17 protein-coding genes are annotated in these 19,658 nt (G+C 71.0%); 14 read left to right on the plus strand and 3 right to left on the minus strand.

All coding sequences use genetic code 11. The features are described from left to right. Window positions 1-165: 165 nt before the first annotated feature. On the minus strand, window positions 166-1,482 hold the full coding sequence (aceA, locus tag ACMW4R_RS16390) for an isocitrate lyase (protein WP_058628102.1): 1,317 nt from the start codon (window positions 1,480-1,482) through the stop codon (window positions 166-168). Window positions 1,483-1,613: 131 nt separating this feature from the next. On the opposite strand from aceA, the gene ACMW4R_RS16395 reads away from it, so the two are divergent. The 3 genes from ACMW4R_RS16395 (at window position 1,614) to ACMW4R_RS16405 (ending at window position 5,753) form a co-directional block, all read left to right on the plus strand. Continuing rightward, entirely contained in the window at window positions 1,614-3,092 is a 1,479-nt protein-coding gene (locus ACMW4R_RS16395) for a helix-turn-helix transcriptional regulator (RefSeq protein WP_058597602.1), read from the plus strand. 365 nt (window positions 3,093-3,457) lie between these two features. Next, a complete protein-coding gene (locus ACMW4R_RS16400; RefSeq protein ID WP_418300442.1) occupies window positions 3,458-5,071 on the plus strand; it encodes a glucoamylase family protein in 1,614 nt (537 codons plus the stop codon). A 76-nt stretch (window positions 5,072-5,147) separates the two neighbouring features. Beyond that, window positions 5,148-5,753: a TetR/AcrR family transcriptional regulator gene (locus tag ACMW4R_RS16405; RefSeq protein WP_153003283.1), complete on the plus strand. Its 606-nt coding sequence runs from the start codon at window positions 5,148-5,150 to the stop codon at window positions 5,751-5,753. A gap of 254 nt (window positions 5,754-6,007) precedes the next feature. Here the strand turns inward: ACMW4R_RS16405 and ACMW4R_RS16410 are convergent, their stop codons facing one another. After that, a complete protein-coding gene (locus tag ACMW4R_RS16410; RefSeq protein WP_058595807.1) occupies window positions 6,008-6,823 on the minus strand; it encodes a type IV toxin-antitoxin system AbiEi family antitoxin domain-containing protein in 816 nt (271 codons plus the stop codon). 350 nt (window positions 6,824-7,173) lie between these two features. Here ACMW4R_RS16410 and ACMW4R_RS16415 point away from each other — a divergent pair, with 350 nt between their 5' ends. The 5 genes from ACMW4R_RS16415 (at window position 7,174) to ACMW4R_RS16435 (ending at window position 13,390) form a co-directional block, all read left to right on the plus strand. Then, on the plus strand, window positions 7,174-8,436 hold the full coding sequence (locus ACMW4R_RS16415) for an extracellular solute-binding protein (protein ID WP_418300443.1): 1,263 nt from the start codon (window positions 7,174-7,176) through the stop codon (window positions 8,434-8,436). A gap of 4 nt (window positions 8,437-8,440) precedes the next feature. Then, a complete protein-coding gene (locus ACMW4R_RS16420; RefSeq protein WP_058595809.1) occupies window positions 8,441-9,388 on the plus strand; it encodes a carbohydrate ABC transporter permease in 948 nt (315 codons plus the stop codon). 11 nt (window positions 9,389-9,399) lie between these two features. Next, window positions 9,400-10,299, plus strand: coding sequence for a carbohydrate ABC transporter permease (locus tag ACMW4R_RS16425; RefSeq protein ID WP_418300444.1), 900 nt, complete (start codon window positions 9,400-9,402; stop codon window positions 10,297-10,299). A 91-nt stretch (window positions 10,300-10,390) separates the two neighbouring features. Further along, window positions 10,391-12,253 (plus strand): glycoside hydrolase family 3 protein, encoded by a 1,863-nt coding sequence (locus ACMW4R_RS16430; protein ID WP_418300445.1) that lies wholly within the window; start codon window positions 10,391-10,393, stop codon window positions 12,251-12,253. A gap of 9 nt (window positions 12,254-12,262) precedes the next feature. Next, window positions 12,263-13,390, plus strand: a complete 1,128-nt coding sequence (locus ACMW4R_RS16435) for a LacI family DNA-binding transcriptional regulator (protein WP_058615017.1) — start codon at window positions 12,263-12,265, stop codon at window positions 13,388-13,390. A gap of 168 nt (window positions 13,391-13,558) precedes the next feature. On the opposite strand, the gene ACMW4R_RS16440 is transcribed toward ACMW4R_RS16435, so the two are convergent. Further along, window positions 13,559-14,173 (minus strand): amino acid deaminase, encoded by a 615-nt coding sequence (locus ACMW4R_RS16440; RefSeq protein ID WP_418300446.1) that lies wholly within the window; start codon window positions 14,171-14,173, stop codon window positions 13,559-13,561. 112 nt (window positions 14,174-14,285) lie between these two features. Between ACMW4R_RS16440 and ACMW4R_RS16445 the strand changes: the two genes are divergently transcribed. From ACMW4R_RS16445 to ACMW4R_RS16470, 6 genes are read left to right on the plus strand one after another with little or no spacing between them, the layout of a single operon-like run. Continuing rightward, the gene (locus ACMW4R_RS16445) at window positions 14,286-14,948 is read left to right on the plus strand and encodes an HAD family hydrolase (RefSeq protein WP_418300447.1); all 663 of its coding nucleotides are present in this window, start codon (window positions 14,286-14,288) and stop codon (window positions 14,946-14,948) included. A 26-nt stretch (window positions 14,949-14,974) separates the two neighbouring features. Continuing rightward, on the plus strand, window positions 14,975-15,949 hold the full coding sequence (locus ACMW4R_RS16450) for a phosphate/phosphite/phosphonate ABC transporter substrate-binding protein (RefSeq protein WP_418300448.1): 975 nt from the start codon (window positions 14,975-14,977) through the stop codon (window positions 15,947-15,949). Next, window positions 15,946-16,764, plus strand: a complete 819-nt coding sequence (phnC, locus tag ACMW4R_RS16455) for a phosphonate ABC transporter ATP-binding protein (RefSeq protein ID WP_418300449.1) — start codon at window positions 15,946-15,948, stop codon at window positions 16,762-16,764. Before ACMW4R_RS16450 ends, phnC begins: the two co-directional genes overlap by 4 nt. Further along, window positions 16,761-17,555 (plus strand): phosphonate ABC transporter, permease protein PhnE, encoded by a 795-nt coding sequence (phnE, locus tag ACMW4R_RS16460; RefSeq protein WP_058630102.1) that lies wholly within the window; start codon window positions 16,761-16,763, stop codon window positions 17,553-17,555. Before phnC ends, phnE (ACMW4R_RS16460) begins: the two co-directional genes overlap by 4 nt. Continuing rightward, window positions 17,552-18,376 carry a phosphonate ABC transporter, permease protein PhnE gene (gene phnE, locus ACMW4R_RS16465; protein ID WP_418300450.1) on the plus strand — a complete coding sequence of 275 codons (825 nt, stop codon included), beginning with the start codon at window positions 17,552-17,554 and terminating at the stop codon, window positions 18,374-18,376. The genes phnE (ACMW4R_RS16460) and phnE (ACMW4R_RS16465) overlap by 4 nt, the downstream gene beginning before the upstream one ends. Beyond that, window positions 18,366-19,214 carry a MurR/RpiR family transcriptional regulator gene (locus ACMW4R_RS16470; RefSeq protein ID WP_058626995.1) on the plus strand — a complete coding sequence of 283 codons (849 nt, stop codon included), beginning with the start codon at window positions 18,366-18,368 and terminating at the stop codon, window positions 19,212-19,214. Before phnE (ACMW4R_RS16465) ends, ACMW4R_RS16470 begins: the two co-directional genes overlap by 11 nt. Window positions 19,215-19,658 lie beyond the last annotated feature (444 nt).

Genomic DNA, 19,658 nt, shown 5'->3' on the forward strand with positions numbered 1-19,658 from the left:
AGGGGTCGGTCTGCGCGGCGGAAAGGGAGGAGAGGCGGGATGGGCCGCTTGCGGACCTCGTCCCGAAAATGGCTGGTTGAGGGTCGCTCAAATGGCCATAAGTGGGACGAGGTCCGCGAAAAGTGGGACGAGGTTCTCTGGTGGGGCGACGGGGTCGGCCCGCGGTCAGTGGAACTGGGCCGTCTCGGTGGAGCCGGCGAGGGCGAGAGTGGCGCTGTCGGGGTTGAGCGCGGTGGAGACGACGTCGAAGTATCCGGTGCCCGCCTCGCGCTGGTGGCGCGTGGCGGTGTAGCCGTTCGCTTCGGCGGCGAACTCGGCCTCCTGCAGCTCGACGTACGCGCTCATGGCGCGCTCGGCGTAGCCGCGGGCGAGGTCGAACATCGAATGGTTCACGGCGTGGAAGCCGGCGAGGGTGATGAACTGGAAGGCGTAGCCCATCGACGCGAGCTCCGCCTGGAACGTCGCGATCTGCGCGTCGTCGAGGTGGCGCTTCCAGTTGAAGCTCGGGGAGCAGTTGTACGCGAGCTTCTTGCCCGGGAACCGGGCGTGGATCGCCTCGGCGAAGCGGCGGGCGAGCTCGATGTCCGGTTCCCCGGTCTCGACCCACAGCAGGTCGGCGTAGGGGGCGAAGGCGAGGCCGCGCGCGATCACGGCATCGAGCCCCGGGCGCACCCGGTAGAAGCCCTCGCTCGTGCGCTCGCCGGTGAGGAACTCAGCGTCGCGCTCGTCGATGTCGCTCGTGAGCAGGTCGGCGGCCAGGGCGTCGGTGCGGGCGATGATCACCGTCGGCACGCCCGCGACGTCGGCTGCGAGGCGCGAGGCGTTGAGGGTCCGGATGTGCTGCTGGATCGGCACGAGCACCTTCCCGCCGAGGTGACCGCACTTCTTCTCGCTCGCGAGCTGGTCTTCCCAGTGGATGCCGGCGGCCCCCGCCGCAATCAGCGACTGCGCGAGCTCGTAGGCGTTGAGCGGACCGCCGAAGCCGGCCTCGGCGTCGGCGACGATCGGGGCGAGCCAGTCCTGCGTGATCTCTCCCTCGGCGCGCTCGATCTGGTCCTGGCGGAGCAGCGCGTTGTTGATGCGACGCACGACCGCGGGCACCGAGTTGGCGGGGTACAGGCTCTGGTCGGGGTAAGTCTGGCCCGCGAGGTTGCCGTCGGCGGCGACCTGCCAGCCGGAGAGGTAGATGGCCTTCAGCCCGGCCCGCACCTGCTGCACGGCCTGACCGCCGGTGTAGGCGCCGAGGGCCCGGACGTACTCCTCGGTGTGCAGGAGGTTCCAGAGGTTCTCGGCCCCGCGGCGGGCGAGCGTCGCCTCCTCGCGGACGCTGCCGCGGAGGCGGACGACGTCGTCGGCCGAGAACGTGCGCTCGATGCCGTCCCAGCGGGGGTCGGCATCCCAAGCGGCACGGAGCTCGGCGGCGGTCTCGGTCTGGTCGCCGGGGCGGAGCGGCGGCTGCGCGGGGGTGGCCTGGATCGTCATGAGCGTTCTCCTTCGGGATTCCGGGGCGTCGGTGCCCCGTGGAGACCACTGTGGGCGAAGAACAAGATCCATTCCCGACATTTCTCGTGTGAAGATCGCGCGATCTTCCGCTTCTGTGAGAACCTGCCGGTATGGACACCGGCGTCTCGATTCCCGCGGCATCCCTCCCGCTCGACGATGAGGGAGTGGACACGCTCACCATCGGCCGACGCATCCGACAACTGCGCACCGCGCGCGGCATGACGCTCGACGACCTCGCCGGAGCGGTCGGTCGCGCGCCCAGCCAGATGTCGATGATCGAGAACGGTCGCCGTGAGGCGAAGCTCACGCTGCTGCAGGCGATCGCACGTGCACTGGAGTGCAAGCTCGACCAGATCCTGGATGCCGAGCCCCTCGACGCCCGCGCCACCCTCGAGCTGTCGGTGGAGCGGGCGATGCGCGGGCAGACCTTCCAAGCGCTCGGGATCGCGCCGTTCCGCGTGGGCCGTGCGGTGCCGGACGAGGCGCTCGCCGCGATGCTCGCTCTCCAGGCCGAGATCGAGCGCCTCCGGGAGGAGCGGTCGGCGACGCCCGAGGAGGCCCGGCGCGCGAACGTCGCCCTCCGTCGCCTCATGCGCACGCAGGACAACCATTTCCCGGAGCTCGAGCGCGTGGCATCCGGAATCCTCGAGGCCGTGGAGCACCCCGGCGGGCCCCTCACCCAGCGCGGGGCGAGCGACATCGCCGCGCACCTCGGCTTCACGCTGCACTATGTGCCCGACTTGCCGTCGTCGACGCGCAGCATCGCCGACGTGAAGCATGGTCGGCTGTACCTGTCGACGAAGGTCGCGAAGGGCGACCCGCGCGCGGCGGTGCTGCAGGCGCTGTCGAGTCGGATCCTCGGGCACGGCGAGCCGACGAGCTACGACGAGTTCCTCCGTCAGCGCGTCGAAACGAACTACCTCACCGGCGCGCTGCTCATGCCCGAGTCGCACGTCGTGGCGGCCCTGCGCGAAGCGAAGGAGCGGCGGACCATCAGCATCGAGGACCTCCGCGACGCGTACTCGGTGTCGTACGAGACCGCCGCGCACCGCTTCACCAACCTCGCGACCGTGCACCTCGGCATCCCCGTGCACTTCCTCAAGGTGCACGAGTCGGGGACGATCACGAAGGCGTACGAGAACGACGACGTGAACTTCCCCACCGACCGGCTCGGCTCGATCGAGGGGCAGATGTGCTGCCGGCGGTGGACGAGTCGCGTGGTGTTCGAGGAGGACGACCTCTTCAACCCGTACTACCAGTACACCGACACCGGCAACGGGACGTACTGGTGCACCGCGCGCGTTGAGCAGTCGAGCGAGGGCGCGCACTCGGTGAGCGTGGGCGTGCGGTTCGACGACACGCGGTGGTTCCGGGGGCGGGATACGCCGAATCGCGGCGTGTCGCGGCACGCGGTCGAGACGTGCTGCCGCCGGGCTCCCGCGGATCTCGAGGCGACGTGGCGCGGGCAGGCGTGGCCGAACGTCCGCACGCCCCGGACGCTCCTCGCGACACTGCCGACGGGGGCGTTCCCCGGCGTCGACACGACCGAGATGTACGAGTTCCTGCAGGCGCACGCGCCGGCGGACTGACGGCGGGTTGGTTCCCGGCTGAGGGTGTGGCGTCGGGTCGAGTCTCGGGCGCTCGGGTTGAGGTCGGCGGCGCTGCGGTGGTCGGGGTGTGCCGTCGGGCGGAGTTCGGGGGCTGGGTGGTGGCCGGGGGCTGTGCCGTTGGGCGGAGTTCGTGGGGGACACGCCGGTTCGGGATGCCGGTGGCCCGGCGTGTCGGGTCGGGACTCCGCGTGACGGTCCGGCGGCGAGCCCCGGCCGCGGCGTGGGTGAGTCTCACCGAGGCGCCGAACCGAGGCTCACGGTTTGACCAGAAACCTGACACGTGTAAGGTTTCTGGTCAGTGAGCTCCACATCCCCCCGGAGCGCTTTCGATGAGGAGAGCAGTCATGAAGCACACCCTCGCGGCATCCACCGCGATCGTCGGACTCGTCCTGGGCGGTTTCGCCGCGGCATCCCCCGCCGTCGCCGCGCCGCCCTCGGCCCCGACCGAGAAGCCCGGGCCCCCGGGCCACGCCGGTCCGCCCACGCACGTCGGCCCCGGCGCGCGTGACCTCGAGCGGTACGCCGCGGACACCTGGACCTCGCTCGCGGCGATGGCCCACGACAACACGGGCCTGCCCGACGACAACATCGGCGGTGCGCTCGATGAGTCAACGGCATCCGGATACACCTCGCCGACCAACATCGGCGGCTACCTCTGGTCGACGGTGACGGCACGCGACCTCGGCATCATCGACGCCGACGAGGCGCGCGAGCGCCTCACCGCTACTGTCTCCACGCTCGAGAAGATGGAGCGCAACGAGGGCAGTGGCATGTACTACAACTGGTATGCCCCCGACACCGGCGCGAAGCTGGAGATCTTCCCGACCTCGGGTGAGGTCATCCACCCGTTCCTCAGCACGGTCGACAACGGCTGGCTCGCGGCGGGCTTGCGGATCGTCCGCGAGGCGGAGCCGACGCTCGCGGACCGCGCCGACGCGCTGTACGAGTCGATGGACTTCTCGGCCTTTTTCGACGCGGCGGGCGCGGCGGGTCTTCCGGCCGGAACGAACCGCGGCGGCTTCTGGGAGGCTCCTCCCGGTGACGGCTGCGCGGTCGAGGCACCGATGTACAACGGCGGTGGCGAGACGGCGTTCTACACGTGTCACCACTACGACACGACGGTGAGCGAGAGCCGCATCGCGACCTACCTCGGTATCGCGGAGGGTTCCATCCCGGCATCCGGTCTGTACGGCACGCACCGCACCATGCCGGCGGGCTGCGACTGGGCGTGGCAGGAGCAGCTGCCGACCGGAGACACGCGCACCTACGACGGTGTCGATGTCTTCGAGGGCGTGTATTCCTACGACGGCATGAGCTTCGTCCCGAGCTGGGGAGGCAGCATGTTCGAGGCGCTCATGCCCGACCTGCTGATTCCCGAGGCCGAGTGGGGTCCCGACTCCTGGGGCGTGAATCACCCGATCACGGTCGAGATCCAGAAGCGTCACGGCCTCGACGAAGCCGGATACGGCTACTGGGGCTTCTCGCCCGCCAGCAACCCGTTCGGCGGCTACAGCGAGTACGGCGTCGACATCGCCGGCATCCGGTCCGATGGCTACACCTCGGATGCCGAGAAGACCGACGTCGACATCGACCGCCCCGGCTGCTCGGAGGGCACGAACCCGAATCCGACGTTCGGCGATGGCGTCGTCACGCCGCACGCCGCGTTCCTCGCCCTGCCCTATGACCGCCAGGGTGTGCTGAAGAACCTCCGCGGCCTGGAGAAGAAGCTCGGCGCCTACGGCCCCGGCGGCTTCTACGACGCGGTCGCCGTGAAGAGCGGCACGGTCGCCGAGCGGTACCTCTCGCTGGATCAGTCGATGATCATGGCGGCGATCGGCAACGCTCTCACGGACGACTCCCTCAAGGACTACATGGTCGATGACAGGATGGAGCAGAACCTCCGGCCCGCCATCGAGCAGCAGGTCTTCGGCTCGTCGTGGGGCGCCTCGCGTCCCTGACGGCATGACGCTCGATGTCCGGTACCGCGAGGCGGTACCGGGCATCGGTGTGTCCGGGATGGGGGAGAGGATGCCGATGACCGACGCTCCCGCGCCCCGCGCGCGCCGCGGCAGTTACGCCAAGGGGCAGCAGACGCGGCAGCGCATCGTCGACGAGGCCGTCGTGGTGTTCGGGCGGTCGGGTGTCACGGCCGGCTCGCTGCGGGAGGTCGCCTCGCGCGTCGGCCTCACCCCCGCGGGCCTCATGCATCACTTCGCCTCCAAGGAAGAGCTGTTCGCGGAGGTGCTGCGCCAGCGTGACGAGCGTGTCCGGGCTGCGGCCGGCGATCCGCACGAGCACACCCTCGTCGAGCAGATGCAGAAGGTCGTGGCGCACAACGCCACGACCCGCGGCCTCACCTCGCTCTACACCCTTGTCGTCGCCGAGGCGGGGGACCCCGCTCACCCGTCGCACGAGGCTTTCGCAGAGCGCTATCGCCACGGTGCCGAGACGGCTGCCGATCTGCTGCGCGCGGGGCAGGCCGCCGGCGAGGTGCGCGCCGACATCGACCCCGAGCATGCCGCGCGGTTGCTGAGCGCGGTGATGGACGGCCTGCAGCAGCAGTGGCTCCTCGACGACTCGGTCGACATGCCCGCGCTGTTCGCCGAGTTCGTGCGGGGTTATCTGCGGCCTCCGGCTTGAGCTCTGGCATCCGATGTTCCGTCGCACGTTCGTGTTCGGGTGTGTCGGTGCGCGTGGGGAGCCCGGGGGTGGGCTGTCAGGCGAAGTTCGGGGTGACACACGGGGTCTGGATGCCGCTGGCTCGGCGTGTCGGCGGAGAACTCCGCGTGACGGTGCGGGTGGTGCGGCACCAACCCCCGCGCGACGGCGCGCGCCGCGCGGTGGGGAACGCCGCGTGAGGCGACACCCCGCTCGGGCGTGAGAGGAAAGACCGGTTACGACTGCGCGCGGTGCAGGCCGCGATCGACGTGGGCGCGGATCGCGAGCTCGACCGTCGGCCAATCGTGCACGACCATCGCGTAGTCGAAGCGCAGGGTGACGAAGCCCCACGCGGCGGCGTGGGCGTCGCGCACGAGGTCGCGGTGCCTGTGGTCGGGGGCGGCGTGGTTCTCGGCGCCGTCGACCTCGACGATCAGGCGCTCGCCGATGAGAAGGTCGACGCGTCCCACGGAGACGACGCCCTGCTGCGTCCGCACGTCGATTCCCCAGTGGCGCAAGCGCCACCGGACCAGGGTCTCGAGTCCGCTCTCGGCGTCACGTCGGGCGAAGGCGATCGCCTCGCGACCTGCGGCGTTCGTGTGAGCTTCGAGCCACGTGAGATCGGCATCCTGGATCTTGTTCTGGTGGAGTGCCGATTCGAGGGCGACCAGGAACTCCTCGACCCCGCGGCACCGGAGTACCTGCCGGAGGGTCTGCGCCACCGCGGGGAGGCCGAAGGCGTCGACGGTGTCACGGTCCCAGTGCGAGACCTCTCCGTCTGCGCGTCGATGTCCGCGCGGCTTCAGTCCGACGTGCAAAGGTTCGGGGTCGGCGAGGATCCAGAGGCCATGGTGTCGCGCAGCACTGACGCACGCGGGCGGTCCCCCGAGGAGCGCCGCGCGGATCACGGGCTCGCAGGCGTCGGCATCCGCATACACTCCGCGCCGCAGGCGGATGAGAGACCCCGCCCGCAGCGCGCGGTCGATCGCGCGGCGAGTCATGCCCGTGGCGAGCAGCTCTGCCCGGGTGCGGACGGATGACGTGTGGCACATCGTCCGAGGATGGCCGAAGCGGCCCGCTGCTCGGGGCGGTCTCGCCGCATTCCGTGGATGGGTCGGCGGATTCGTCGTCTGGGGAGGAGGAGTCCCTCGAGTCCCGGGTGTGCCGTCAGGCGGAGTGTGACCCCGACACGCCGCTACGGCGCGCGCCGAAACGGCGTGTCGGCTCCGAACTCCGTCTGACGGCACGGCGGCACGGCGGCACGGCGGCACGACGGCACCACGCGCGTGAGCGGCCGCCCCCACACGTCCCCGGGTTGCACCACGCGAGGTTATGCGCTTAAACTCGACACGACGCACGGAAGGAGCACCCGACGACGGGTGCCTGTTCGAGGAGGAACACGATGAAGAAGACCCGATGGAGCGCCGTGGCCGTGATCGCCGCCGCGGCGATCGCCCTCACCGGCTGTGGGCGCACCTCCGACACCGGTTCCGGTCCGAGCGAGGCGGGCACGATCGGTGACGCCAAGGCCGAGGGCACGCTCACGATGTGGGCGATGGGCGCCGAGGGCGAGGCGCTGCCCGAGTTCGTGAAGACCTTCGAAGAGGCCAACCCCGGTGTGACCGTCGACGTCACGCCCGTTCCGTGGGATGCGGCCTACAGCAAGTTCCAGACCGCGATCGCCGGTGGCAACACCCCCGACCTCGCCATGGTCGGGTCGACCTGGATGGCCGACTTCGGCGACGCGCTGCAGACGGTCCCCACCGACCTTTCCACCGACGGCATCTTCCCCGGCGCGATCGACTCGACGATGATCGACGACCGCGCGACGGGCGTGCCGTGGTACGTGGACACCCGCGTGCTCTACTACCGCACCGACATCGCCGCTCAGGCCGGCTGGAACCAGGCGCCCACCACGTGGGACGAGCTGAAGCAGATGGCCGCCGACATGCAGTCCAAGGGCGGGGCTGACTACGGCATCCGTCTCCCCGCCGGCAACGACTCGTTCCAGGGGAACCTCTGGATGCCGTGGTCGAACGGTGCCGAGCTCGAGAACGGCTCGACCTGGACCCTCGACACCCCCGAGACCGTCGAGGCACTCGACTACTACCAGAGCTTCTACACCGACGGCATCGCCAACCCCGCCGCCGACCGCTCGGCCGGCGCGCAGGAGGCGGACTTCGTCTCGGGCAACACGCCGATGTTCATCGACGGGCCGGCGTTCATCGGTCTGCTCAACGACCTCGGCGGCGAAGGCTTCGGCGACAAGATCTCCACCGCGGTGCTGCCCGCGAAGAAGTCGTCCACCTCGTTCAGCGGCGGTGCCAACCTCGCCGTCTTCGACAACTCCGACAACGCCGCCAGCGCCTGGAAGCTCGTGCAGTGGCTGACCGAGCCCGAGACGCAGGCCGCCTGGTACGAGGCGACCGGTGACCTCCCGGCCGTCCAGGATGCCTGGAAGTCCGACGCCCTGGCCTCGTCGAAGACCCTCGCCGCTTTCGGCACCCAGCTCGAGACCGCCAAGTCGGTGCCCGCCGTCACGACCTGGGTGCAGGTCGCCGCGGCCGGTGACGCGATGCTCGAGAAGATCCGCCTCGGCCAGCAGTCGCCGGCCGACGGTCTCAAGGAGCTCCAGGCCACCGCCGACCAGCTGGGCCTGGGCTGAGATCATGACGCAGGCAGTCGTGGGCGCGACCGGAACGCGTCGTGCGTCCGGTCGCGCCCGCGCCGGCGGGGGATCGAGCCGCCGCCGGCGCCAGGGATGGGTCGCGTGGGGCTTCGCCCTGCCGTTCGTCGCGGTCTTCGCGGTCTTCATGGTCGTGCCGATCGTGGGCTCGTTCGCGATGTCGTTCACCGATTTCACGGCGCGCGACATCCGCTCGCCGTTCGCGGTCAACTTCGTCGGGCTCGAGCAGTACCTCTCGGTGCTCGGCGACCCGGTGTTCCTCACCTCGCTGGGCGTGACCGCGACGTTCGTCGTCGTCGGCATCCCGGTCACCATGGCGATCGCGCTGGCTCTCGCGCTCGCGCTCAACGCCAGCAAGGGACGCTTCGTCTCGATCCTGCGCGTCGGCTTCTACGCCCCGGTCGTGACGAGCATCGTCGCTGTCGCGGTCGTCTGGCGCTACATCCTGCAGCCCGAAGGCCTGCTCAATTCGGCGCTCGCGATCATCGGCATCCAGGGTCCGGACTGGCTCAACGACACCCGCACCGCGCTTCCCTCGCTCATCGCGATGGCGGTCTGGCGCAACGTCGGCACCCTGATGGTGATCTTCCTCGCGGGGCTCCAGGCGATCCCCACCGACGTGAAGGAGGCCGCCCTCATGGACGGCGCCTCGTCGTGGCGGCGCCTGACCTCGATCACGCTCCCGCTGCTGCGCCCGACGCTGCTTCTGGGTGCGGTGCTCATCTCGGTCGGGTTCCTGCAGTTCTTCGAGGAAGCGTTCGTGATGACCCAGGGCGGCCCGCTCAACTCCACCCTCTCGGTGGCCTATTACACGTTCAAGCAGTTCGGCTTCGGGCAGTACGGCACGGCCTCGGCCGCGAGCTACCTGCTGTTCCTGGCGATCGCGCTGCTCAGCCTGGTGCAGTTCCGCGTGCTGCGCTCGAAGGATTGAGGGAGGATGCCATGACACTCACGTCCCCCGCGGCTCCGGCCGTGGTCGCGGATACCGTCGAGCCGCAGCGCCGCCGCCGCCGCTCCGAGAATCGCGTCACCCCCGGTCGCGCACTCACTTACGGCGTACTGGTTGTCGGCCTGATCGTCTGGATCCTGCCCTTCGCCTGGATGCTGCTGGGCTCGGTCAAGACGCAGCGCGAGATCCTGCAGCGTCCGCCGACGTGGTGGCCGCAGGAGTTCACGTGGGAGAACTTCGGCGCCTGGTTCGGTCAGCTGAACTTCGGCCAGTTCTTCGGCAACAGCATCGTGGTGGCGCTGTTCACCGTCGCCGGCAACCTCGTGTTCTGCTCGATGGTCGGCTACGCGCTGGCGAAGATGGACTTCCCCGGCAAGAAGGCGCTGTTCGTCGTCGTCATGGTGACCCTGATGGTCCCGGGCGTCGTCACCTTCGTCCCGCTGTTCGTGATGGTGTCTTCGCTCGGCCTCGTCGACAGCTACGCCGCTCTGATCCTGCCGTTCGTCACGACCCCGCTCGGCGTCTTCCTGATGCGGCAGTTCATGCTCGGCATCCCGGATCCGCTTCTCGAGGCCGCGCGCATCGACGGCGCGGGGGAGCTGCGGATCTTCGCCCGGATCGTCATGCCGCTGTGCGGGCCGCCGCTGGCGACGCTCGGCATCCTGACCTTCCTCGCCTCGTGGAACAACTTCCTCTGGCCGCTCGTGGCGGCGCAGACCGAGGCGAAGTACACCCTTCCCGTCGCGCTGTCGCTGTACTCGACCGGGCAGAGCGCGACGAACTACGGCCTGCTGCTGGCGGGTTCGGTGCTCGTCATCGCGCCGATCATCCTGCTGTTCGTCTTCCTGCAGCGCTACTTCATCCAGGGCATCGCCTCGACCGGCCTCAAGTGAGGCGTGGGGCGTGCCCGCGCGCCCGCCCCGCCCTCCCCGCCCCTGAGCTCCCGCCGGTCCGCGCACCGGCGGCCCCGAAAGGATCCCCCGCATGACCTCCGCCCGCTTCCTCACCGCGCCCGACGGCACGCGCTTCCGCGACCTGAACGGCAACGGCGTGATGGACCCGTACGAGAACCCGACCCTCAGCGTCGACGAGCGGACGGAGGACCTCCTCGGCCGCCTGAGCCTCGAGGAGAAGATCGGGCTGATGTTTCAGACCGTCATCGAGGTCGGCGACGACGGCGAGGTGCTCGAGGCCCCCGGCAAGATCTCGAAGTCGCCGACGACGACGGTCGTCGTGCACAAGAACATGAACCACTTCAACGTGCACGCGATCCGCACCGCCCGGCAGGCGGCGACCTGGAACAACAACCTCCAGGCTCTCGCCGAGACGACGCCGCACGGCATCCCGGTCACGATCAGCACCGATCCGCGTCACGCCTTCGTCGAGAACACGGGCGTGGCCTTCTCTGCGGGTCCCTTCTCGCAGTGGCCCGAGGGGCTGGGGCTCGCCGCCCTCGACGACGTCGAGACCGTGCGCGAGTTCGCCGAGGTCGCCCGCCGCGAGTACGTCGCGGTCGGCATCCGCGCGGCCCTGCACCCCCAGATCGACCTCGCCACCGAGCCGCGGTGGGGGCGGCAGGCGCAGACCCTGGGCCAGGATGCCGCGCGGGTCACCGAGTTCACCGCTGCCTACCTGCAGGGCTTCCAGGGCGACGAGCTCGGACCCGACAGTGTGGCCTGCACCACCAAGCACTTCCCGGGCGGCGGGCCGCAGCTGGACGGCGAGGACGCGCACTTTCCCTACGGGCGCGAGCAGGTCTACCCCGGCGGCATGTTCGACTATCACCTCGAGCCGTTCCGCGAGGCGATCCGTCGCGGCACCGCGGGCATGATGCCGTACTACGGCATGCCGGTCGGCCTCGAGGTCGACGGGCAGCCGATCGAAGAGGTCGGCTTCGGGTACAACCGGCAGATCATCACGGGGCTGCTCCGCGAACAGCTCGGATACGACGGCGTCGTCGTCACCGACTGGGAGCTCGTGAACGACAATCACGTCGGCGACCAGGTTCTGCCCGCCCGCGCGTGGGGAGTCGAGCACCTCTCCGCGGTGGAGCGCATGGAGAAGATCCTGGATGCCGGGAGCGACCAGTTCGGCGGGGAGGAGTGCGTCGAGATGCTCGTCGACCTCGTCCGCTCGGGCCGGGTGTCCGAGGAGCGCATCGACGCGTCGGCGCGGCGCCTCCTGCGGGTGAAGTTCCAGCTCGGGTTGTTCGACGACCCGTACGTCGACGTCGACGAGGCCGAGCGGATCGTCGGCAACGCCGAGTTCCGGGCCCTGGGGGAGCGGGCGCAGGCGCGCTCGCTCACCGTGCTCGTGAACGAGGGCGGCGTGCTGCCGCTGCGTCCCACCGGCGCGGTGTACGTCGAGGGCTTCCGCACCGACGACGTCGCCGAGCTGGGCAGCGTCGTCACCGACCCCGCCGAGGCCGATCTCGCGCTCGTCCGCATCGGCGCGCCGTTCGAGCCGCGCGACGACCTCTTCCTCGAAGCGTGGTTCCACCAGGGCTCCCTCGAGTTCGCGCCGGGCCTCGTGTACCGGCTGCAGCAGATCGCGGCATCCTGTCCTCTCGTTCTCGTCGTGAACCTGGACCGGCCGGCGATCCTGACCCCGTTCGTGGATCACGCCGCGGCGATCGTCGCCGACTATGGAAGCTCGGCCGCGGCCGTGCTCGACGCCCTCACCGGCCGCGTGCCCCCGCGCGGGCGCCTGCCGATCGAGATCCCCCGGTCGATGGATGCCGTGCGTTCGTCGCGCGAGGATGTACCGTCGGACACCGGCGACCCCGTCTTCCCCGTGCACCACGGGCTCGAGCTGGAGGAGCCGGCGACCGTGGGGCAGAGGGGGTAAGGGCGGCTCATGGCTGAGGGGCAGACGACGCGACGACCGACCGTGTACGACGTCGCGAGCGAGGCGAACGTCTCGATCGCGTCGGTGTCGTTCGCGTTCCGTCGTCCCGACAAGCTCAGCGACGCCACGCGGCAACGGGTGCTCGACGCGGCGCGGCGCCTGGGGTACGCCCCCAGCGGCGCCGCCCGGGGGCTCGCGCGGGGGCGGACCGGCACGCTGGGCCTGCACGCCTTCGACCTGCTGCTCGAACGCGCCGACCCCCTCGCACAACCGCTGAGCGGCATGCAGTCCCCGCCGCTCGACACCGGGGGAGTGATCCCTTGGGATCAGACCGACGACGACGTGCTGTCGGACCCGCGGGCCTTCCCCCTGTATGTCGACGAGGTGCAGCGCGGCTTCGAGCTGGAGTGCTGGGCGCTCGGACGCCCGGTGATGCTGAGCAGCGGATCGGATGCCGACGTCTCGGTCGCCGACACCGTCGGGCGCGTCGACGGGCTGGCGATCTTCCCCTCCCCGCAGACCGCGCCGACCCTCGCCCGGCATTCCCTGAGCATCCCCATCGTGCTGTTCAGCGCCGCACCGGCCGACGACGCGCACCACCGGGTCCGCGTCGACAACGCCCGCGGGATGCGCGCGCTCGTCGCCCACCTCGTCGATGAGCACGCCGCGACCGACCTCGCGTTCGTGGGGCGTCTGGAAGCGACGGATGCCGTGGAGAGACGCGACGCGATGATCACGGAGCTCGAGGCCCGTGGCATCCGAAGCCGTCCCGAGATCGTCGACGCGACGGTCCGCGGCCAAGACGACCTGGTGCCGCAGGTGAGGGCGCTGATCGCGGACGGGCGGATGCCGCAGGCCTTCGTTTGCGCGACCGATCAGAACGCGTTCACGCTGCTCGACGTGCTCGCGGCCGAGGGGGTGCGCGTGCCCGAGGACGTGATCGTCACGGGCTTCGACGGCACGCTCGGTTCGCGCCTGACCAGTCCGCCGTTGACGACCGTGCGCCAGCCGATGGAGGCCATGGGGCGAGCCGCCGCGCGGATCCTCGCGGGCGCGGCCGGGGCCCCGCCCGCCGGCGGCCCGTTCGACGTCGTGTTCGAGCCCCGGGTGCTGGTGCGGGAGAGCTGCGGCTGCTGACGTCGGCGCCTGACCGTCGGCGGGTGTGCCGTTGTTCCGGTTCGTCCGGCTCGCGACGGGCCGGGGCAGCCGTGCCGTCGTGCGGAGTCCGTGGGTGACACGCCGGTTGGGGATGCCGTGGCCCGGCGTGTCGGCGGCGAACTCCGCCTGACGGTCCCCGAGGGCCGGTCAGGCCGCGTTCCACCTCAGCCGCGGGGCGCCCAGGCCCGCCCGCACGCCGCCGGGATCGGCCACCGGGAACATCGTGACGATCCGCCCGTCGACGGCGTACGCCAGAGCCACGGAGCCGTCGGGCAGCGGGACGCCGAGCGCGATCCGTGCCGTGCGGCCCCCGAACTCCTCGGTCACGGCGTCGGCGCGGGCCAGCAGGGTCGAGGCCGCCGCGGTCGCGCGTGACAGCAGCGTCTCCGGCGGCGCCCAGGGCAGCAGCGCCCCGGTCTCGAGCCCGCACGCGCGCTCCAGTTCGCCCGACAGCCACCGCTCGCGCTTCAAGCCGTACGGGGTGGGCGTCGTCGAGAGCAGATAGCCGTAGACGTGCAGCACCCCGGCGTTGCCGATCGGCCACTCCGCCGCGAGGCCCGCCCGCTCGTGCAGTTCGTCGAACACCCCGCGGGGGAGCACGGCCGCCCCGATGTTCTCATCGATCACCGTCGAACGTCCCCACGCGTCGAAGCGCCCGGCGGTGCGGTCGTCGGCGAGGGCGGCGGCGAGCCAGGGGAGCGAGTCGATCGCGGACGCGGGGTCGGAGACGGCGAGGTGCGCGGCGGCGTCGAGGGTCTGCACCGCTCCACGCTACGACGCTCCCGCGCATCGTTTACACGGCGTTCATCTGACGTGGACATTCCGTCCACATTTGGAGCGCATCATGGACGCAACGTCCACGACAGGAGCTTCCTTGCCTCGCCCCGTCCTCATCTTCGACTTCGACGGTACCGTCGCCCTCGGCGACGGCCCCCTCTTGGCCTATGCCCGCGCGGTCGCCGCGCACGCGGCATCCGCCGACGCCCTCGTCTCCGCCGTGGCCGCTCGCCTCGCGGAGCCCTCGGGCGACGCGATCGACGGTTACGACGTCGTCCGCCGCGTCGCCGAGGCCGAGGGGATCGGCGACGACGCGCTCGCCGCCGCCTACACCGCCAGTCGCGCCCAGCTCGGCACCCCTGACGCGCCCGTCGCGGTCGCCGCCGGCCTCGCGGAGTTCCTCCGGACCACGGATGCCGAGCGCCTCCTCGTCACGAACGCGCCGGCGACCCGGCTCGACGAGGCCCTCGCCTCGCTCGGCCTGGCGGGACTGTTCGACCGCATCGTCACCGACGCGGCCAAGCCCGCGGGGCTCGAGGCCTTGCTCGACAGCCTCGAGGCGGGCACCCCCGTGCTCACGATCGGCGATGTCTGGCGCAACGACCTCGTACCCGCGCACGCCCGCGGCCACGCGACCGCCCTCGTCGGCGGCTACCCCGACCCCGCCGCCCACCCCACCTACCGCGCCGACACCCTCGACGAGCTCCTGCCGGCGCTCGCCCAGTGGGTGCAGGCCGCCCGTCTTCCGTTCTCCGCCTGATCTCCACCCGACCCGCAGAAGGAATCATGAACACTCGTCGTCTCCGTCTCGCCACGGCCCTCGCCGCGGCAGCCCTCGCCTCCGTCTCGCTCGCCGGGTGCTCCGGCGCCGCCGGTGCCGCGTCCGAGCCTGCCGCCGACCCGAGCTCGCTCGTGCTCGCCCTCGTCCCCTCCCAGGATCAGGCGAACCTCGTCGACACCGCGAAGCCCCTCACCGACATGCTCACCGAGAAGCTCGGCATCCCGGTCACCGGTGTGGTGTCGAAGGACTACCAGGCCGCCGTCGAGGCCATGGGTGCGGGCCAGGCCCAGATCGGCTTCCTGCCGTCGCTGCAGCTCTGGCAGGCCAACGACCGCTACGGCGCGTCGGTCGTCCTCCAGACCGAGCGCAACGGCAACATCACCTACCCCGGCCAGTTCATGACGAACAACCCCGACAAGTACTGCTCGACGCCCGTCGTCGAGCGCGACGGCATGAGCTTCTGCAACGGCGCCGACGCGCTGAAGGGCCCGGCCGGGCTCGACTCGATCACCAAGATCGCGGGAGCCAAGGTCGCCGTGCTCGGTCCCGGCTCGCCCGCCGGGTACATCTACCCGATGCTCGCGCTGAAGGAGGCCGGCGTCGACATCGACAGCGGCTTCCAGAAGGTGCCCGTCACCGCCAACGACGCCTCGGTGCTCGCGGTGTACAACGGCGACGCCGAGGTCGGCTTCAGCTTCTGGGACGCGCGCACGCTCGTGCAGAAGGACAAGCCCGACGTGGGCCAGAAGGTCGTCGTCTTCGGCCTGACCAATGAGATCCCCAACGATGGCGTCGCCGTGTCGAAGGACCTCTCGCCCGACCTGCAGAAGAAGATCTCCACGGCTCTCGAGGAGTACTCCGCGACTGACGAGGGCTCCGCCGCGCTCAAGGCCGTGTACTCGATCACCAAGCTCGCCCCGGCCGACCCCTCGTCGCTCGACGTCGTCGCCCGCGCCGCGCAGGAGCTCGGACTCCAGTGACCACCGGTTCTGCGACCCGGGGCGTCGAGGTTCAGACCTCGGCGCCCTGGGGCATCCGTCTCGACGGTGTCTCGGTGCGCTACCCCAACGGCACGATGGGGCTGCGCGACGTGAGCGTCGACATCGCCCCGGGCGACCTGGTCGCCGTCGTGGGGCTCTCGGGCTCGGGCAAGTCGACGCTCATCCGCACGATCAACGGCCTCGTGCCGGCGACCTCGGGCTCGGTCGAGGTCGGTGGACGCCGCATCGACGGCGCCTCGGGGCGGCGACTGCGCGAGACGCGCGGGCACATCGGCATGGTGTTCCAGAGCTTCAACCTCGCGGGGCGCACGAGCGTGCTCAACAACGTGCTCGTCGGCCGCCTGGCGCACACCCCGCTGTGGCGCACGCTCCTCGGCGCGTACCGGCCCGAGGATCGCGAGCTCGCGTTCGAGGCGCTCGACCGAGTCGGGATGCTGCCCAAGGTCTGGGACCGCGCCTCGGCGCTTTCCGGCGGCCAGCAGCAGCGCGTCGCGATCGCCCGCGCGCTCACGCAGCAGCCGCGCATCGTCCTCGCCGACGAACCCGTCGCGAGCCTCGACCCGCCCACCGCGCGCGGCGTGATGAACGACCTGCGCCGCATCAACGACGACCTGGGCATCACGGTGCTCGTGAACCTGCACCTGCTCGATCTCGCCCGCGAGTACGGCACGCGCATGATCGGCATGCGCGCCGGAGAGATCGTGTATGACGGGCCCGCGGCATCCGCCACCGATGCCGACTTCGCCGAGATCTACGGTCGCTCGGTGACCGCGGCCGATCGGCTCGAGCGATGACCTCCCTCACCGTTCCTCCGCGTCCGAGAGGACGATGGATGCCGTGGACCGCCGCGCTCGTGATCGTCGCGGTCACGGCGGTCATGTGCCTGCCGGGGGTCGGTGTCGGTCTCGACCTCGCCGCGATCGCGCGCAACTGGCAGCAGGGCGCACTCCGCATCGTCGAACTGCTCACCCCCGACTGGACGTTCTTCCCCCGCACGGTCGGCCCGATCCTCGAGACGCTGCAGATGGCCGTCATCGGCACGGCCGTCGGGGCGGCGATCTCGCTGCCGGTGAGCTTCTGGGCCGCGCGGCCCACCAATCCGTTCACCCCGACGCGGGCTCTCGTGCGCGGCATCCTGAACGTGATCCGCGCGGTGCCCGAGCTCGTCTACGCGGCGGTGCTCGTCGCGATGGTCGGGGTCGGGGCGCTGCCGGGCATCCTGGCGCTCGTGCTGTTCAACGTCGGCATCGTCGTGAAGCTCGTGTCCGAGTCGATCGACGCCACCGACGCCGGCCCGCTCGAGGCCGGGCGCGCCGCGGGCGGCTCGCAGACGCAGATCAACCGCACGATCGCGCTGCCCGACACCTGGCCCACGTTCGTCTCGCAGACGCTGTACGTCTTCGAGCTCAACGTCCGCGCGTCCACGGTGCTCGGACTCGTCGGCGCGGGCGGCATCGGCCTCCTCATCGACGCGGTGCGCACCTTCTACCGCTACGACCAGCTGTCTCTCGTCATCCTCGAGATTCTCGTGATCGTCGTGGTGCTCGACACCGTCAGCGACGCGATCCGCCGGAGGCTCGTATGACCGTCCTCGCCCCCGCCCGCCCCGCGGCGCTCGCCGTGCCCGCGCGCCGGCGTCGGCCGCTTCGCACCCTGTCGTGGGTCGCGGTCAGCGTCATCGTGATCGCGGCCTTCTGGTCGGCCGACATCACGTGGTCGCGGCTCGGCGAGCTCCCCGCCGAGATCGTCCGCTACCTCGGGTTGATGTTCCTCTCGCCCAACTGGGCGAAGCTGCCCGAGGCGCTCTGGCAGACGTGGCGCAGCGTCGAGATGGCGTGGATCGGCACGGTGCTCGGCATCCTGATCGCCACCCCGCTCTCGCTCATCGCGGCGCGCGGTTTCGGACCCGCGCCCGTGCGGGTCGCCCTGCGCTTCGTCTTCTCGCTCGTGCGTGCCGTGCCCGAACTCGTCTTCGCCATCATCATCCTCTCGGTCACCGGCCTCACCCCTCTCACCGGCGCACTCGCCCTCGCGGTCGGGGGAGTGGGAACGCTCGGAAAGTGGGGCTACGAGGCGGTCGAGAACGTCGCCCCCGGCCCCATCGAGGCGGCGCGGGCCGCCGGCGGATCGACCGCGCAGGTGCTGCGCTGGGGAGTCTGGCCGCAGGTGGCGCCGACGTTCTTCTCGTTCTGGCTGTACCGCTTCGAGATCAACGTGCGCGCGTCGGCCGTCCTGGGCCTGATCGGGGTGGGCGGCATCGGCGACATGCTCACCTCGTACACCCAGTACCGTGAGTGGTCGACGGTGGGGATGCTCCTGATCGTCGTGGTCGTCGTCACCGTCGCGATCGACGCCGTGTCGGGTCGCATCCGTCGCCGCATCATGGAAGGTCCCCGTGTCCGCTGAGGTGCCCGTCACCGCGCGCATCGCCGCGGTGCGCAACTCCCTGCAGCCGAGCGAGCGCCGCGTCGCCGACCTCATCGTCGACGATCCGGATGCCGTCATCGAGCTCACCGCGCAGCAGATCGCCGACCGCGTGGGCGTGGGGCGCTCCTCGGTCGTCCGCGCGTGCCAGACCTTCGGATACCGCGGGTATCCGCAACTGCGCGTGGCGCTCGCCGCCGAACGGGGTCGCCGGGCGGTCGCCCCGGTCGCACAGGATGGCGCGCTCGGCGGCATCCGTTCCGCGATCGATCGCATCGCCGACGACCTGCGGGCGGTCACGAGTCTGCTGGATGCCGAGGGGGTCTCGGACGCCGTCGCCGCGGTCGTCGCCGCCCGGCGGCTGCTGGTGGTGGCCAGCGGCCTCTCGGCACCGGTCGCGACCGACCTCGCGATGCGTCTGACCGCCGTGGGCCGCCCGGCCGAGACCGTGGGCGACCCGATCGGGCAGCAGATCGCGGCCCGGCACCTCGCTCCCGAGGACGTGTGCGTCGTGATCAGCGGCTCGGGGGCGAACGAGGCGAGCCTGCGCGCGGCGTCCGCCGCGCGTGCCGCGGGGGCGCGGGTGATCGCCCTGACGTCGTTCTCGGCCTCGCCGCTGACCGAGCGCGCCGACCTCTCCCTCGTGCTCGCGTCGGGTGGCACGTTCCGCGACGAGCTCGAACACACCTCCCGCATCGCGCACGCGGTGTTCGCCGAGGCGTTCGTCGACGCGGTGGCCGCCGTCCGCGCCGGCGAGGCCGACCTCTCGCGGTCCCGCGTGCTCGAGATCCTCTCCGACAACCTCGGCGACGCGGGCTGACGTTCCCCGGCCCGTAGGCCCGTGGCATCCTGTGCCGTCGTGCGGAGGTCGTGGCCGACACGCCGGTTCGGGAAGCCGGGATCCCGGCGTGTGGGTGTGGGTTCCGCCTGACGGCTCGGGCCCGTCGGTCCTCGGCATCCTGTGCCGTCGTGCGGAGGTCGTGGTCGACACGCCGCTTCGGGATGCCGAGATCTCGGCGTGTCGGGTGTGGGTTCCGCCTGACGGCTCGGGCCGAGCGGGCGACCGCGGCGGCCGCGTCGGTCCGTGGCATCCTGTGCCGTCGTGCGGAGGTCGTGGGCGACATGCCGGTTCGGGATGCCGGGATCTCGGTGTGTCGGGTGTGAGTTCCGCCTGACGGCCCGGCCCCAGCCCCCGCCCGAACTCCGCCTGACGGCCCGCCCCCCGACCTGACGCCCTGGACCGAACTCCGCCTGACGGCTCGGC

Origin of the sequence: Microbacterium sp. S1037 (assembly GCF_048381605.1) — a bacterium.
Lineage (GTDB): Bacteria > Actinomycetota > Actinomycetes > Actinomycetales > Microbacteriaceae > Microbacterium > Microbacterium testaceum_B.